Source organism: Streptomyces sp. WAC 04229 (assembly GCF_003947455.1).
Classification (GTDB): Bacteria; Actinomycetota; Actinomycetes; order Streptomycetales; family Streptomycetaceae; genus Streptomyces.
The window spans coordinates 34,933-49,408 of record NZ_QHJH01000007.1 but is presented as its reverse complement, the minus strand read 5'-3'; the positions used below and the strand labels follow the sequence as shown (position 1 = coordinate 49,408).

The following is a 14,476-nucleotide window of genomic DNA, read 5'->3' as shown; positions in this document are numbered from 1 at the left end:
GAGGAGACGGCGGCCGATGAGCGGTCTCGTGTATTTCTCCAGCGTCTCGGAGAACACCAGACGCTTCGTGGAGAAGCTGGCCCTGCCGGCCACGCGCATCCCCCTGCACCCGCGTCGCGAGGGCATGCCACAGGTGACCGAGCCGTATGTGCTGATCACGCCGACCTACGGCGGCGGTGAACGCGCGGGCGCGGTGCCGAAACAGGTGATCCGCTTTCTGAACGTCGAGACCAACCGGCTGCTGCTGCGCGGAGTCATCGCCTCCGGCAACACCAACTTCGGCGTCGACTACTGCCTGGCCGGCCGGGTGATCTCGGCGAAGTGCCGGGTGCCGGAGCTGTACCGATTCGAACTGCTGGGCACGGACCGCGACGTCCGCGCCGTGAGGGAAGGGCTGCAGGAATTTTGGACACGACACTCGTCAACCAGGCGGACGGCGGAGCGGCAGGCGGCATGAGCACCCTCACCACGGCGGTCACGGTTCCCGCGGCGCAGCGCGAGTCGGTCGGCACCCGCAAGGACTACCACGCGCTGAACGCCATGCTGAACATGTACGACTGCGACGGCAACATCCAGTTCGGCCAGGACCGGGAAGCCGTACGGCAGTACTTCCTCCAGCATGTGAACCCGCACACCGTGGAGTTCGGGTCGCTCAAGGAGAAGATCGACTACCTGATCGCGAACGACTACTACGAGGAAGCCCCGATCCGGCGCTACCGCTGGGAGTTCCTGGAGGATCTCTACCGGCAGGCGTACGCGCACGAGCACCGCTTCCGCACCTTCCTCGGGGCGTTCAAGTACTACACGTCGTACACGCTCAAGACCTTCGACGGTTCCCGATACCTGGAACGCTACGAGGACCGAGTCGTCGCCACCGCCCTGTTCCTGGGCGCCGGCGACGAGACGCTGGCCTCCCGGCTGGTCGACGAGATGATGACCGGCCGTTTCCAGCCGGCCACCCCGACCTTCCTCAACGCGGGCAAGGCCCAGCGCGGCGAACTGGTCTCCTGCTTCCTGCTGCGTGTCGAGGACAACCTGGAGTCCATCGGGCGCGGCATCAACTCGGCGCTCCAGCTCTCCAAGCGCGGCGGCGGCGTGGCGCTTCTGCTGACGAACCTGCGCGAGCAGGGGGCGCCGATCAAGAAGATCGAGAACCAGTCCTCCGGTGTCGTCCCGGTGATGAAGCTCCTGGAGGACTCCTTCTCCTACGCCAACCAGCTCGGTGCGCGGCAGGGTGCGGGCGCGGTGTACCTGCACGCCCACCACCCGGACATCATGCGGTTCCTGGACACCAAGCGGGAGAACGCGGACGAGAAGATCCGCATCAAGACCCTGTCGCTGGGCGTGGTCGTCCCGGACATCACCTTCGAGCTCGCCAAGCGCAACGAGGACATGCACCTGTTCTCGCCCTACGACGTGGAGCGCGAGTACGGCAGGCCGCTGGCCGACCTGTCGGTGAGCGAGCACTACGACGAGATGGTCGCCAACCCGCGCATCCGCAAGTCCACGCTCAGTGCCCGCGAGTTCTTCAAGACCGTCGCGGAGCTGCAGTTCGAGTCCGGCTACCCGTACCTGCTGTTCGAGGACACGGTGAACCGGGCCAACCCGATCCCGGGCTGGATCAACATGTCCAACCTGTGCTCGGAGATCCTCCAGGTCAACACCCCCAGCACCTACGACGCCTCGCTCGGCTACGAGACGGTCGGCCGGGACATCTCCTGCAACCTCGGCTCACTGAACATCGCCGCCGCGATGGCCTCCCCCGACCTCGGCGCGACGGTCGAGACGGCGGTGCGCGGACTCACCTCCGTCTCCGACCAGTCGAACATCGACGCGGTGCCGTCCGTGGCGCACGGCAACGACCTGTCCCACTCCATCGGCCTCGGCCAGATGAACCTGCACGGCTACCTCGCCTCGCAGCGCATCCACTACGGCAGCGAGGAGGGCGTCGACTTCACCGGCATGTACTTCTACGCGGTCGCCTTCCACGCCCTGCGCGCGTCGAACCGGATCGCGATCGAGCGCGGCACCGCCTTCGACGGCTTCGAGAACACGGCGTACGCGGACGGCTCGTACTTCGACAAGTACACCGAGCGGGTCTGGGAGCCGGCCACCGAGCGGGTGCGGAAGCTGTTCGCCGACGCGGGGATCGCCCTGCCCACGCAGGGCGACTGGCGCGAGCTGAAGCGGTCCGTCATGGAGCACGGCATCTACAACCAGTACCTCCAGGCCGTACCGCCCACCGGCTCCATCAGCTACATCAACGACTCGACCGCCTCCATCCACCCGATCGCCTCCAAGGTGGAGATCCGCAAGGAGGGCAAGCTCGGCCGCGTCTACTACCCGGCGCCGCACATGGACAACGACAACCTGGAGTACTTCCAGGACGCGTACGAGATCGGCTACGAGAAGATCATCGACACCTACGCGGCGGCCACCCAGCACGTCGACCAGGGCCTGAGCTGCACCCTCTTCTTCCGGGACACCGCCACCACCCGCGATCTGAACAAGGCGCAGATCCACGCCTGGCGCAAGGGCATCAAGACCCTCTATTACATCCGGCTGCGCCAAGAGGCCCTCGAAGGCACCGAGATCGAGAACTGCCTGTCCTGCACCCTGTGACCCCGCCCTCCCCCATCTTCTGGAAGCACGCACCATGACCACGACTCCCCCTGCACCGACCGAGCTGTCGGTCACGCCGCCCTCCTACCGCCACGACCCGGCCGCCCGGCTCCGGCCGGTCAACTGGAACCGCGTCACCGACGAGAAGGACCTGGAGGTCTGGAACCGGCTCACCGCCAACTTCTGGCTGCCCGAGAAGGTCCCACTGTCCAACGACCTCAAGGACTGGCAGCAGAAGCTCACCGCCGAGGAGCGCACGCTCACCATGCGCGTGTTCACCGGCCTGACCATGCTCGACACCGTGCAGGCCACGGTCGGCGAAATCGTCCAGATCCAGGACGCCCGCACCGAGCACGAGGAGGCCGTGTACACCAACATCGCCTTCATGCAGGCCGTGCACGCCCGCAGCTACTCCTCGGTGTTCTCGACGCTCTCCACCACCCCGGAGATCGACGATGCCTACCGCTGGGCCGTGGACAACGACGTCCTGCAGCAGCGCTGCAAGACGGTCCTGGAGTACTACTACGGCGACGACCCGCTGAAGCGGAAGGTCGCCTCCACCCTCCTGTCCTCGCTGCTGCTGTACGCGGGCTTCTACCTCCCGCTGCACTTCTCCACCCACGCCCTGCTCACCAACACCGCCGACATGATCCGGCTGATCCTGCGCGACAAGGCCGTGCACGGCTACTACTCCGGCTACAAGTACCAGCGCGGCCTGGAGAAGCTCGACGCCGCCGGGCAGGAGGAGATGCGGACGTTCACGTACGACCTGCTGGAGGAGCTGTACCAGCTGGAGCTCCAGTACTCGGGCGAGCTGTACGAGCCGCTCGGACTCATGGACGACGTGGCGGTCTTCGTCCGGTACAACGCCAACAAGGCGCTGATGAACCTCGGTTACCCGGCCCGGTTCGACGCGGAGGAGACCGAGGTGAACCCGGAGATCCTCGCGGCGCTCTCGCCCGGCGCGGACGAGAACCACGACTTCTTCTCCGGGTCGGGCTCCTCGTATGTCATGGGCAAGGCGGAGGACACCGCCGACGACGACTGGGACTTCTGAGAGGTTGCCGTGTCCGACACACCCCGTGTGCCCGCTCCCCGTGGCGCGCCCGACCGTCACGGCTCGTGCGTGCTGCTCAAGCACGGCGAGATCTTCCTCAAGGGCCGCAACCGCCACCTCTTCACCGAGCGGCTGCACGACAACCTGCGGCTCGCACTGCGCGGAATCGGCGGTTCGACGTGGATCAAGACCGCCCAGAACGTGACCGTACTGGGCGGGCAGGTGCCCCAGGAGGCTCTGCTGGAGCGGGCGCGCAGGGTGATCGGCTTCAACTCGGTGGAGCCGGCCGTGCGGGTGCCCAGCGAGCTGGACACCATCACCGCGGCGGCCGTGGACGCGCTGGCCGACACCCCGCACGGCGCCACATTCGCCGTGCGGACCAGACGGCGGGACAAGCAGTTCCCGCTGACCTCGTCCCAGGTGGACGCCCACGTCGGGGCCAGGGTCCTGGCCCGGGTTCCCGGCCTGCGCGTGAACCTGGCCCGGCCCGATGTCGTACTGACGGTGGAGATCGACCGCAAGGAGACGTACCTGTCCCGCGAACGCCTCCCGGGCCTGACCGGGCTGCCCGTCGGCTCCAGCGGCCGTGCCCTGGTCCTGCTGTCCGGCGGCTACGACTCACCGGTGGCCGCACACCGTGCCATGAGGCGCGGACTGGCCTGCGACTTCGTGCACTTCAACGGCGCCCCGTACACCAATCCGTCGTCGGTGTACAAGGCGTACGCCCTGGCCCGAGAGCTGAACCGCTACCAGCCACCCGGCCGGCTGCACGTCATCGCCCTCGGCAAGGCCCAGAAGCAGCTCGCCGTGGCCGGGGCGGGGCGGCTCCAGGTGGTGGCGCAGCGCCGGCTGATGGTGCGCACCGCGTCGGCACTGGCCGCACGTACCAGCGCCGAGGCCCTGGTGACGGGCGACAGCCTGGGCCAGGTGGCCAGTCAGACGCTGGCCAACCTGGCCGCGGTGGACGAGGCGGCGGCTCTGCCCGTGCTGCGGCCTCTGATCGGCTGGGACAAGCAGGAGATCATCGACGAGGCCGTGTCCATCGGCACCGCCGGGATCTCGGTCCTGCCCGACGAGGACTGCTGCAGCCTGCTCGCACCTCCGCGGGTCAGCACCCGCGCCGGGCTGCCGCAGCTGTACTCCGTCGAGAAGCGTCTCGACCTGGACGAGGTGGTCGAGACGCTTCTGGACGCCGCTCAGGTGCTGCGTCCGGGGACGGACGCCGAGGAGGTGCCAGCCGCCGCGGACGGCGGCTGCGCGGCCTCCGTCTGACGGTGTTCACGCCGCGCCCGGCACCGCCCGCTGGCCCGGGCCGTCGTACGAGGCCAGCGGGCGGATCAGCGCGTTGTGGGCGAGCTGCTCGGTGATGTGCGCCGTCCAGCCGGTGATGCGGCTCATCACGAAGATCGGCGTGAAGACCGGGATGTCGAAGCCCATGAGGTGGTAGGCGAGGCCGGCCGGGTAGTCCAGGTTCGGGTGGATGCCCTTGCGGTCGACCATGGCGTGCCGCAGGGCGGCGTGGAGGGTGGCGAGCCGGGTCACCTCGGGGTCGGCGGCGCGGGCGACCAGCCGGTCCAGGGCGTCCTGCATGACCGGGACGCGGGAGTCGCCGTGCTTGTAGACACGGTGGCCAAACCCCATGATCTTCCGCTTGGTCGCCAGCGCCTCGTCCAGCCACGTCTCGGCCCGCTGCGGATCGCCGATCTCCAGCAGCATGTGCATCACGGCCTCGTTGGCACCGCCGTGCAGCGGTCCCTTGAGGGCGCCGATCGCGGCGGTGACCGCGCTGTAGAGATCCGAGAGGGTGGAGGTGACGACGCGGGCGGTGAACGTCGAGGCGTTGAAGCTGTGTTCGGCGTACAAGGTCAGGGAGATCTCGAAGCAGCGGACCACGTCCGGGTCGGGCACGCTGCCGAAGCACATGTGGAAGAAGTTCTCGGCGTACCCGAGGGACGGGTCGGGCGGGATCGGGGCGAAGCCCCGGCGGCGCCGCTGGTCGGCGGCCACGACCGTGGGCAGCTTCGCGAGCAGGGTGAGGGACTTGGCGCGGTTGGCGGCGAGGCTGCCGTCGTCCTCGGTGGGGTCCTCCGCGCCGAAGAAGCTGACGGCGGTGCGCAGGACGTCCATGGGGTGGCACGTCTCGGGCAGCCGGGCGAGCAGTTCCAGTGTGGTGCGGTCGAGGGGACGCAGGGCGCGTTCACGGGCCTGGAAATCGCGGAGCTGCCCCTGGTCGGGGAGTTCGCCGTACCAGAGCAGGTGGGCGACTTCCTCGAAGGAGCGGCGGGCCGCGAGGTCCTGGACGGGATAGCCGCGGTAGGTGAGGGAGTTGGTGTCCTGGATGACCGTGGAGATCTCGGTGGTGTCGACGACGACACCGGCGAGACCGCGGTGGATCCCGGGCGCGGTGGTGGTCATGGGTGCCTGCCTTCGTGGGTCAGGTGCCGGGTCAGTTGCCCGGCGGGAGGGTGAAGTCGAAGACGGCCGAGTCGAAGGCCGAGTACTCCTCGTAGCCAAGGAGTTCGTACAGACGGGAGCGGGTCTGCATGCGCGGCAGCAGGGACTCCTGGGTGCCCTCTGCGGCGATGGTGCGCAGCCCGTCCTCGACCGCGCCCATCGCGAGGCGCAGCAGGGTGACGGGATACAGGGCGATGTTGTAGCCGAGGCTCTCCAGGGTGGACGTGTCGAGGAGAGGCGTCTTGCCGAACTCGGTGAGGTTGGCGAGCAGCGGCACGTCGACCGCCTTGCGGAACGCCTCGTACTCGGCGACGTCCGCCAAGGCTTCGGGGAAGATCGCGTCCGCGCCGGCGTCGACGTACGCCCTGGCCCGGTCGATCGCGGCGTCCAGACCCTCGACCGAGCGGGCGTCGGTGCGGGCCATCAGCAGGAAGTCCGGGTCCCGGCGGGCGTCGACGGCGCCCCGGATCCGGCGGACCATCTCCTCCCGGGGCGTGATCGTCTTGCCGTCCAGGTGGCCGCAGCGCTTGGGGTTGACCTGGTCCTCCAGGTGCAGCCCGGCCAGGCCGGCGTCCTCCAGGAGCTGGACGGTGCGGGCGGCGTTCATGGGTTCGCCGAAGCCGGTGTCGGCGTCGATGAGGACGGGCAGGTCGGTGACGCGGGTCGTCTGCTGGGCACGGGCCGCGATCTCGGTGGAGGTGGTCAGGCCGATGTCGGGCAGACCTAGGTCGGCGGCCAGCACCGCGCCGGACAGGTAGACGGCGTCGAAGCCGGTGTCCTGGATCAGGCGGGCGGACAGCGGATTGATGGCGCCCGGCATACGCAGCAGCCGGCCCGAGGCCAGTTGCTCGCGGAAGGTCCGGCGGCGCTCGGCGGGTGTGGTCCGGGTGTGCAGCGCCATCAGAACAGTCCCTTCGGCAGGCTCGCGTCGTACGCGGCGACGGCGTCGGCGTCGACGGCCGGGAAGAGGCCGTCCAGATCGGCCGCCGACAGCTCCGCGAGGCGGGCGGCGGTGTCCAGGAACGCCTTCTGCGCGGACTCGGTGACGACGCCCTCGGCGAGGGTGCGGAACTTGCCGACGTAGCCGGTGCGGTCGAAGGGCCGGGCGCCGGCCGGGTGGGCGTCGGCGACAGCGAGTTCGTCCTCGATCACCGAACCGTCGTCGAGGGTGATCACCGCGCGCCCGCCGAAGGCACGGCGGTCCGGGTCGGGGTCGTGATAGCGGCTGGTCCACTCCGGGTCCTCGACCGTCGTGATCTTCCGCCACAGCTCGACGGTCTCCGGGCGCCGCGCGCGCTCGGGGGCGTAGGAGCGCTCGTGGTGCCAGATACCGTCCTCCAGCGCGACAGCGAAGATGTACGGCACCGAGTGGTCGAGCGTCTCCCGGCTGGCCAAGGGGTCGTACTTCTGCGGATCGTTCGCACCCGAGCCGATCACGTGGTGGGTGTGGTGGCTGGTGTGCAGGACGATCGAGCGCACGTTCCGCAGCGGGCCGGCCTTCTCCCGCAGCCGCCGGGCGAGATCGATGATCGCCTGCGCCTGGTACTCGGCGGAGTGCTCCTTGGTGTAGGTGTCGAGGATGGCGCGACGCGCCTCCCCGGGCTCGGGCAGCAGGACTGTGTAGTCCGACTCCGGACCGTTCAGCATCCAGGCCAGGAACCCGTCCTCGCCCTCGTAGATCGGCGACGGGGACGTCTCGCCCCGCATCGCCCGGTCGACGGCCTCGATGGCGGCCTTGCCTGCGAAGGCGGGGGCGTACGCCTTCCAGCTGGAGATCTCGCCCTTGCGGGACTGCCGGGTGGCGGTGGTGGTGTGCACGGCCTGCTGGATCGCCTGGTACACGGTCTCGGTGGGCAGCCGCAGCATCGCTCCCAGGCCGCCCGCGGTGGCGGCGCTGAGGTGGGCCACGTGGTCGACGCGGTGCTCGTGCAGGCAGATGCCCTTGACCAGGGCGACGTGGAGCTCGTACGCGGCGATCACTCCGCGCAGCAGGTCGGCGCCGGGGCGGCCGGTGTGCTGGGCCACCGCGAGCAGGGGCGGGATGTTGTCACCGGGGTGGGAGTAGTCGGCGGCCAGGTAGGTGTCGTGGAAGTCCAGCTCGCGCACCGCGGTGCCGTTCGCCCAGGCGGCCCACTCCGGGGAGACCTTGGCGCGGCTACCGAAGACGGAGGCGCCGGGGATGGTGGCGCGGTGGGCGGTAGCCTGGGCGCGGGCGACGGCGACCGGGCGGCGCAGCAGGGACGCGACGGCCACCGAGGCGTTGTCGATCACCCGGTTGACCGCCATGGCGGCGCTGTCGGTGTCCAGGTCCTCGGTGCCGGTGGCCACGGCAGCCAGCTTCCAGGCGAGCTGCTCCTCGCGCGGAAGCCGGTCGGCGCTGGGGTGGACTCGGACGTGGTGCTCGATCACGGGACTCCTCAAGGTGTGCGGACGGTCCTGGTCGGTGCTGACGTGATCGACAGTGCCCGCTCCGAGGGGACCCGGCCACCTCTCCAATCTGCGGAATCCCTCCATACCGGGGCTGCGAATCTGCGAATTCTGCGAAGACGGCGAATGCTATGTTCGCAAGAAGCCCCTGCTGGAATGTCCCCCTTCCCGGCCTGCGACAAGGAGGTGCGCCATGCCTCGAGAAGCGGCCGACCGCAAGGTCTACGCCCACGCGAAGCTGCGCCGGCTGCGCCGTGAGCACGGCATGAACCAGGTCGACATGGCCCGTGCCCTGTCCATCTCCACCAGCTACGCCAACCAGATCGAGCAGAGCCAGCGCCCGCTCACCGCCTCCGTCCTGCTGCGGATCGCGGAGGTCTTCGGGGTCGACGCGGAGTTCTTCTCCGACGCCGACGAGGACCGGCTCGCCACCGACCTGCGGGCCGCGGTGGCCGACGAGGCGTGCGGGGTGCCGCCGCTCGCGCCCGAAGAGATCGCCGAGGCCGTGCGCGACCATCCCGACGTGGCACGGGCCCTGGTCGCCCTGCATCGACGCTACCGCGACACGGTCGAGCAGGCCGCCGCCCTCGGAGCTCCAGGAAGCACGGACGTGCTGCTGCCTGCCGCCGAGCCGCACGACGAGGTGCGGGACTTCTTCTACGCCCACCACAACCACTTCGAGCCCCTAGACACCGAGGCCGAGCGGACTGCCGAGGCACTCGGCCTGCGTCCGGGCAAGGCGGCCGACCCGCTCACGGCGCTGCTGGCCGAGCGCCACCGGGTCCGCGTCGTCCAGGCCGCACCGGGGCGGGCCGGTGACGCGCGGCGCTTCGCTCCCGAGACCGGGCTGCTGTTCCTGTCCCCCTGGCTCAGCGACGGCCAGCGAGCCTTCCAGCTCGCCACGCAGCTCGCCCTGCTGGAGCACGGGCCGCTCCTCGATCAGCTGGTCGCGGGGGCCACCGGGCTGACCTCGCTGGAGTCGGCGGCGCTGGCCCGGATCGGGCTGGCCAACTACTTCGCCGGAGCGCTGCTCATGCCGTACGGCGCCTTCCATACCGTGGCCGAGGAGGTGCGCTACGACATCGAGCTGCTGTCCGCCCGGTTCGGAGTTGGCTTCGAGACGGTCTGCCACCGCCTGAGCACCCTCCAGCGCACGGGGCGTCGCGGCGTGCCCTTCGCCTTCCTGCGCGTCGACCGGGCAGGCAACATCTCCAAGCGGCAGTCCGCGACGGACTTCCACTTCTCCCGGCTCGGCGGCACCTGCCCGCTGTGGACCGTGTACGGGGCGTTCTCCTCGCCCGGCAGGATCCTCACCCAGGTGGCCGAGATGCCCGACGGCAAGCGGTACTTCTGGGTCGCCCGCACCATCGTCCGAGGAGGCTTCGGCCACCACGCGCCGCGCGCCGAGTTCGCGGTCGCGCTCGGCTGCGAACTGCGCCACGCCCACCGCCTCGTCTACGCCGAGGGCATCGCGCTCGACGACCCGCGCGCCGCCACCCCGATCGGTCTCGGCTGCCGGATCTGCGAACGCCGTGACTGCGCCCAGCGTGCACGGCCACCGGCGGGCGGGCGGCTGGCCGTCGATCCGGGCCGGCGGACCTATGTGCCGTATCCGGTGGAGAGCACGCTGCCGTGAGGACGCCGGGACCTCAGGGCGACGTCCCGCGGTGACGGCGCACCAGCTCGGCGACGGCTCGGCGCAGGCGGGCGGCCTCGTCCTCCGCAGCCGCCGTGCCGGGGACGGAGGCCGGGTCCGTGACCAGTTCCTCCAGGTCGTTCAACAGCTGCTCGGTCCTGCGCAGCTGCTCGCTCAAAGCCCGGATACGGGCGCTCTGACCGCCCATCTGCCTTCGGCTGGCGAGGAGCTGCTCGTACTCCGCCACGGGAAGGGCGACCGCTTCCGCTCCTCCCAGGGTGATGCGTGACGGCTGTGGACGTCGGGGCATCACGCCCTCCGTTCCCCGTTGGTGGTCACACCGTCGAACGCGAGGGACCCCGGATCAGTTCCGGGGCCCCTCGCGTCCCGCCTCGGTCAGCGGTGCCGGAAGACGGGTGAGCGCTTGTCGGCGAAGGCGGCCATGCCCTCCTTCTGGTCGGCGGTGGCGAACACCGCGTGGAAGAGGCGCCGTTCGAAGCGAACGCCCTCGGTGAGCGTGGTCTCGAAGGCACGGCCGACGGCCTCCTTCGCCATCATCGCCACCGGCAGCGACATGGCGGCCACCGTCTCGGCGACCGCCAGCGCCTCCCCGAGCAGATCGTCGGCCGGCACGACGCGTGAGACCAGCCCGGCCCTCTCTGCCTCGGCGGCGTCCATGGTGCGTCCGGTCAGGCACAGTTCCATGGCCTTGGCCTTGCCCACGGCGCGGGTCAGCCGCTGGGAGCCGCCGATGCCCGGGATCACACCGAGTTTGATCTCGGGCTGGCCGAAGACGGCGGCGTCGGCTGCGAGCAGGATGTCGCACAGCATGGCCAGCTCGCAGCCGCCGCCGAGCGCGTAGCCCGACACGGCCGCGACCGTCGGCGTCCGCAGCTGTCCGAGCCGGTCCCAGGCGGCGAACCAGTCGGTGAGGTACATGTCCATGTACCCCTGGGGCTGCATCTCCTTGATGTCGGCGCCGGCCGCGAACGCCTTCGCCGAGCCGGTGATGACGATGCAGCCGCAGTCCGGGTCCCGGTCGAGGGCCTCGGTGGCTGCCACGACCTCGTTCATCACCTGGAGGTTCAGGGCGTTGAGGGCCTTCGGCCGGTTGAGCGTGAGGAGGGCGGTGCGGCCCTTGCGCTCGACCAGGATGGTTTCGTAGTCGGTCGTCATGCGGTCTCCCGGCTCCCGTCCCTGATGGTTCGTACGATGCCAGAGAAGTCCTCGGAGTCACCGGCCCGTTCGGCGAAGGCCGCGTACAGCTCGGCTGCGCGCAGCCCGAGTTCGGCGTGGACGCCGCCCTGACGGACGGCGTTGGCGGCCAGGCCCAGGTCCTTGGCCATGAGGGAGGCGGCGAAGCCCGGCCGGTAGTCGCGGTTGGCGGGACTGGTCGGCACCGGTCCGGGGACGGGGCAGTTGACGCTGAGGGCCCAGCACTGCCCGGATGCCGTGGAGGCCACGTCGTAAAGTGCCTGGTGGGACAGGCCCAGGCTCTCGCCGAGGACGAACGCCTCACTGACGGCGATCATGGACACGCCGAGGATCATGTTGTTGCAGATCTTGGCGGCCTGCCCTGCTCCCGGCCCGCCGCAGTGCACGGCCTTCTTCCCCATGGCCTCCAGCAGGGGGCGTGCTTCGGCGAACTCGTCCTCTCCTCCGCCGGCCATGAAGGTCAGGGTGGCGGCCTCGGCCCCGACCACGCCGCCGGACACGGGCGCGTCCAGGGCGCGCATGCCTGCGGCGAGGGCGCGTTCGTGAGCCGTGCGCGCGTCGGTGACGTCGATGGTGGAGCAGTCGACGAAGAGGGTGCCGGGGCGGGCGGTGTTGAGGATGTCGTCGTAGAGGCCCAGGACGTGGCGTCCGGCGGGCAGCATGCTGATGACCACATCGGCGACGGATACGGCCTCGGTCAGGGAACCGGCGGGCTCCACACCGGCCTCGGCGGCCGTCTCGACGGCAGCGGGGACCAGGTCGTGGCCGAGCACCCGGTGACCGGCCTTCGTCAGGTTTGCGGCCATCGGGCCGCCCATGTGTCCGAGTCCGACGAACGCGACGGTCCGGTTCACCAGGCCACCTCCTCGGTGGTGTCGGATGTGGCGGCGAGGCCGAGTTCGTGCTCGCCGAGGTGCGTGAAGAAGCGCTCGACATCCGCCTCGGTAACCTCGACGAGCGTCGCCGGCGACCAGGCGGGACTGCGGTCCTTGTCGATGACCTGGGCGCGGATGCCCTCCACCAGGTCGGGGCTGCGCAGGCAGGCGCAGGAGACGCGGTACTCCTGGTCGAGGACCCTCTCGAGCGGCCCGAGCCTACGGGCGCGGCGCAGCGCCGCCAGGGTGACCTTGAGCGCGGTCGGGGACTTAAGGAGGAGGGTCTCGGCGGTCTCCTTGGCAGCCGGGTCGCCCTGCGCGAGGAGCCGCTGGACGATCTCCTCGACAGTGTCGGCGCGGAAGCAGGCGTCGATCCAGTCCCGGCGGCCGGCGAGTTCTCCCGGCGGCGGCTCCTGGACATGACGCCCGAGGGCCACACGTACCGGCAGTTCCGCCAGGTCGTCCACGAAGGACTGGAGCGAGGCCGAGGGCATGTACTGGTCGGCGAGCCCGCACAGCAAGGCGTCCGCGGCACCGACCGGCGCGCCCGTCAGGGCGAGGTGGGTGCCCAGCTCTCCCGGTGCCAGGGCGAGCAGATAGGTTCCGCCGACGTCGGGGACGAAGCCGATGCCGGTCTCCGGCATGGCGATCCTGGACCGCTCGGTGACGACACGGACGCTGCCGTGCGCGGAGACGCCGACCCCGCCGCCCATGACGATGCCGTCCATGACGGCGACGTACGGCTTGGGGTAGCGGGCGATGCGGGCGTTGAGGCGGTACTCGTCGCGCCAGAAGGCGGCGGAGGCCCGGCCGTCGGCGTCGCGGGCGTCGTCGTGGATGGCGCGGATGTCTCCGCCGGCGCACAGGCCGCGCTCCCCCTCGCCGGTGATGACGACGGTCTCGACGGCCGGATCACGCTCCCACTCGCTGAGCTTCGCGTCGATGCGGAGCACCATGTCGTGGGTGAGGGAGTTCAGAGCCCGCGGGCGGTTGAGGCTGATGCGGGCGGCGCGGCCGCTCGTGCGGAACAGGACGTCGCTCATGCGAACGCCTCCGTCAGGCCGCGTGCCACGATGACGCGCATGATCTCGTTGGTTCCTTCCAGGATCTGGTGGACGCGCAGGTCGCGGACGATCTTCTCGATGCCGTACTCGCTGAGGTAGCCGTAGCCGCCGTGGAGCTGGAGTGCGCGGTCGGCGACGGAGTAGCCGGTGTCGGTGGCGAACCGCTTCGCCATCGCGCACAGGTACGGCGCCTGCGGGTCGCCGCGGTCGAGCGCATGCGCGGCCTGCGCCACCAGGGCGCGCGCTGCGGCCAGCTCGGTCGCCATGTCGGCGAGCCGGAAGCGCAGAGCCTGGGCGTCCAGGAGCCGCTGCCCGAACGCCTCGCGGTCGGCGAGGTGGGCCAGGCTCCGGTCGAGCGCGCTGCGGGCGCCTCCCAGGGAACAGGCGGCGATGCCGAGCCGGCCGCCGTTGAGGCCGCTCATGGCGATGCGGAAGCCCTCGCCCTCGCGGCCGAGGAGCCGGTCCGCGGGCAGGCGGACGCCGTCCAGGACGACCTGGCGGGTGGGCTGGGCGTTCCAGCCCATCTTCCGCTCGTTCGGCCCGAAGCTGACACCCGCGTCATCCTTGTCGACGACGAACGCGGACACCCCGTCGGGGCCCCCGCCGCCGGTACGGGCCATGACGACGTACGACTGGGACGCGCCCGCACCGGAGATGAACTGCTTCACGCCGGTGAGCACCCAGCCGTCGCCGTCCCGGACGGCACGGGTCGTCAGGGCGGCCGCGTCCGAGCCCGCGCCCGGCTCGGTCAGGCAGTAGCTGGCGAGATCCTCCATGGCGCACAGGCGCGGCAGCCACCGTTCGCGCTGGGCGTCGTCACCATAGCGGTCGATCATCCAGGCGACCATGTTGTGGATGGAGAGGTACCCGGCGATGGCCGGGCAGCCGGAGGCGAGGGTCTCGAAGACGAGGACGCCGTCGGAGCGGGTGAGGCCGCTGCCGCCGGACTCCTCGCGGACGTAGACACCGCCGAGGCCGAGTCCGGCCGCCTTGCGCAGCACGTCGACGGGGAAGTGCTTGTCGCGGTCCCAGTCCAGGGCGTGCGGGGCGAGGTGGTCCTGGGCGAAGTCGAGCGTGGTCTCGACGAGGGCCTGCTGGTCCTCGGTGAGCGCGGTGATGGTCATAG

The 14,476-nt window shown here is 70.4% G+C and carries 13 protein-coding genes; 5 read left to right on the top strand and 8 right to left on the bottom strand.

The window, feature by feature from the left end:
* The first annotated feature begins 16 nt into the window (after nucleotides 1–16).
* Genes nrdI through thiI form a run of 4 tightly spaced genes read left to right on the top strand, consistent with a single transcriptional unit; the run spans nucleotide 17 to nucleotide 4,951 of the window.
* On the top strand, nucleotides 17–457 hold the full coding sequence (gene nrdI / locus DMH12_RS03415) for a class Ib ribonucleoside-diphosphate reductase assembly flavoprotein NrdI (RefSeq protein WP_125490036.1): 441 nt from the start codon (nucleotides 17–19) through the stop codon (nucleotides 455–457).
* Nucleotides 454–2,622, top strand: coding sequence for a class 1b ribonucleoside-diphosphate reductase subunit alpha (gene nrdE, locus DMH12_RS03410; protein WP_125490035.1), 2,169 nt, complete (start codon nucleotides 454–456; stop codon nucleotides 2,620–2,622). Before nrdI ends, nrdE begins: the two co-directional genes overlap by 4 nt.
* 34 nt (nucleotides 2,623–2,656) lie before the next feature.
* The gene (gene nrdF, locus DMH12_RS03405) at nucleotides 2,657–3,679 is read left to right on the top strand and encodes a class 1b ribonucleoside-diphosphate reductase subunit beta (protein WP_125490034.1); all 1,023 of its coding nucleotides are present in this window, start codon (nucleotides 2,657–2,659) and stop codon (nucleotides 3,677–3,679) included.
* Between the two features lie 27 nt (nucleotides 3,680–3,706).
* Nucleotides 3,707–4,951, top strand: coding sequence for a tRNA uracil 4-sulfurtransferase ThiI (thiI, locus tag DMH12_RS03400; RefSeq protein ID WP_260474008.1), 1,245 nt, complete (start codon nucleotides 3,707–3,709; stop codon nucleotides 4,949–4,951).
* Nucleotides 4,952–4,957: 6 nt separating this feature from the next.
* Here thiI and DMH12_RS03395 read toward each other — a convergent pair whose 3' ends face one another.
* The 3 genes from DMH12_RS03395 to DMH12_RS03385 are packed head-to-tail and all read right to left on the bottom strand — an operon-like array spanning nucleotide 4,958 to nucleotide 8,542.
* Nucleotides 4,958–6,094 (bottom strand): bifunctional 2-methylcitrate synthase/citrate synthase, encoded by a 1,137-nt coding sequence (locus tag DMH12_RS03395; protein ID WP_125490032.1) that lies wholly within the window; start codon nucleotides 6,092–6,094, stop codon nucleotides 4,958–4,960.
* Nucleotides 6,095–6,125: 31 nt separating this feature from the next.
* Complete coding sequence (prpB, locus tag DMH12_RS03390) at nucleotides 6,126–7,034, bottom strand: methylisocitrate lyase (protein WP_125490031.1); 909 nt, start codon at nucleotides 7,032–7,034, stop codon at nucleotides 6,126–6,128.
* Entirely contained in the window at nucleotides 7,034–8,542 is a 1,509-nt protein-coding gene (locus DMH12_RS03385) for an MmgE/PrpD family protein (RefSeq protein WP_125490030.1), read from the bottom strand. The genes prpB and DMH12_RS03385 overlap by 1 nt, the downstream gene beginning before the upstream one ends.
* Before the next feature lie 211 nt (nucleotides 8,543–8,753).
* On the opposite strand from DMH12_RS03385, the gene DMH12_RS03380 reads away from it, so the two are divergent.
* Nucleotides 8,754–10,196, top strand: coding sequence for a short-chain fatty acyl-CoA regulator family protein (locus DMH12_RS03380; RefSeq protein ID WP_125490029.1), 1,443 nt, complete (start codon nucleotides 8,754–8,756; stop codon nucleotides 10,194–10,196).
* A 13-nt stretch (nucleotides 10,197–10,209) separates the two neighbouring features.
* Here the strand turns inward: DMH12_RS03380 and DMH12_RS03375 are convergent, their stop codons facing one another.
* The 5 genes from DMH12_RS03375 to DMH12_RS03355 form a co-directional block, all read right to left on the bottom strand.
* Entirely contained in the window at nucleotides 10,210–10,506 is a 297-nt protein-coding gene (locus DMH12_RS03375) for a hypothetical protein (protein ID WP_125490028.1), read from the bottom strand.
* An 86-nt stretch (nucleotides 10,507–10,592) separates the two neighbouring features.
* Nucleotides 10,593–11,372: an enoyl-CoA hydratase gene (locus tag DMH12_RS03370; protein ID WP_125490027.1), complete on the bottom strand. Its 780-nt coding sequence runs from the start codon at nucleotides 11,370–11,372 to the stop codon at nucleotides 10,593–10,595.
* Nucleotides 11,369–12,265: a 3-hydroxyisobutyrate dehydrogenase gene (mmsB, locus tag DMH12_RS03365; RefSeq protein ID WP_260474004.1), complete on the bottom strand. Its 897-nt coding sequence runs from the start codon at nucleotides 12,263–12,265 to the stop codon at nucleotides 11,369–11,371. Before mmsB ends, DMH12_RS03370 begins: the two co-directional genes overlap by 4 nt.
* Nucleotides 12,262–13,329: an enoyl-CoA hydratase/isomerase family protein gene (locus DMH12_RS03360; RefSeq protein ID WP_125490025.1), complete on the bottom strand. Its 1,068-nt coding sequence runs from the start codon at nucleotides 13,327–13,329 to the stop codon at nucleotides 12,262–12,264. The genes mmsB and DMH12_RS03360 overlap by 4 nt, the downstream gene beginning before the upstream one ends.
* Nucleotides 13,326–14,474 (bottom strand): acyl-CoA dehydrogenase family protein, encoded by a 1,149-nt coding sequence (locus tag DMH12_RS03355; protein WP_125490024.1) that lies wholly within the window; start codon nucleotides 14,472–14,474, stop codon nucleotides 13,326–13,328. The genes DMH12_RS03360 and DMH12_RS03355 overlap by 4 nt, the downstream gene beginning before the upstream one ends.
* Nucleotides 14,475–14,476: the final 2 nt, after the last annotated feature.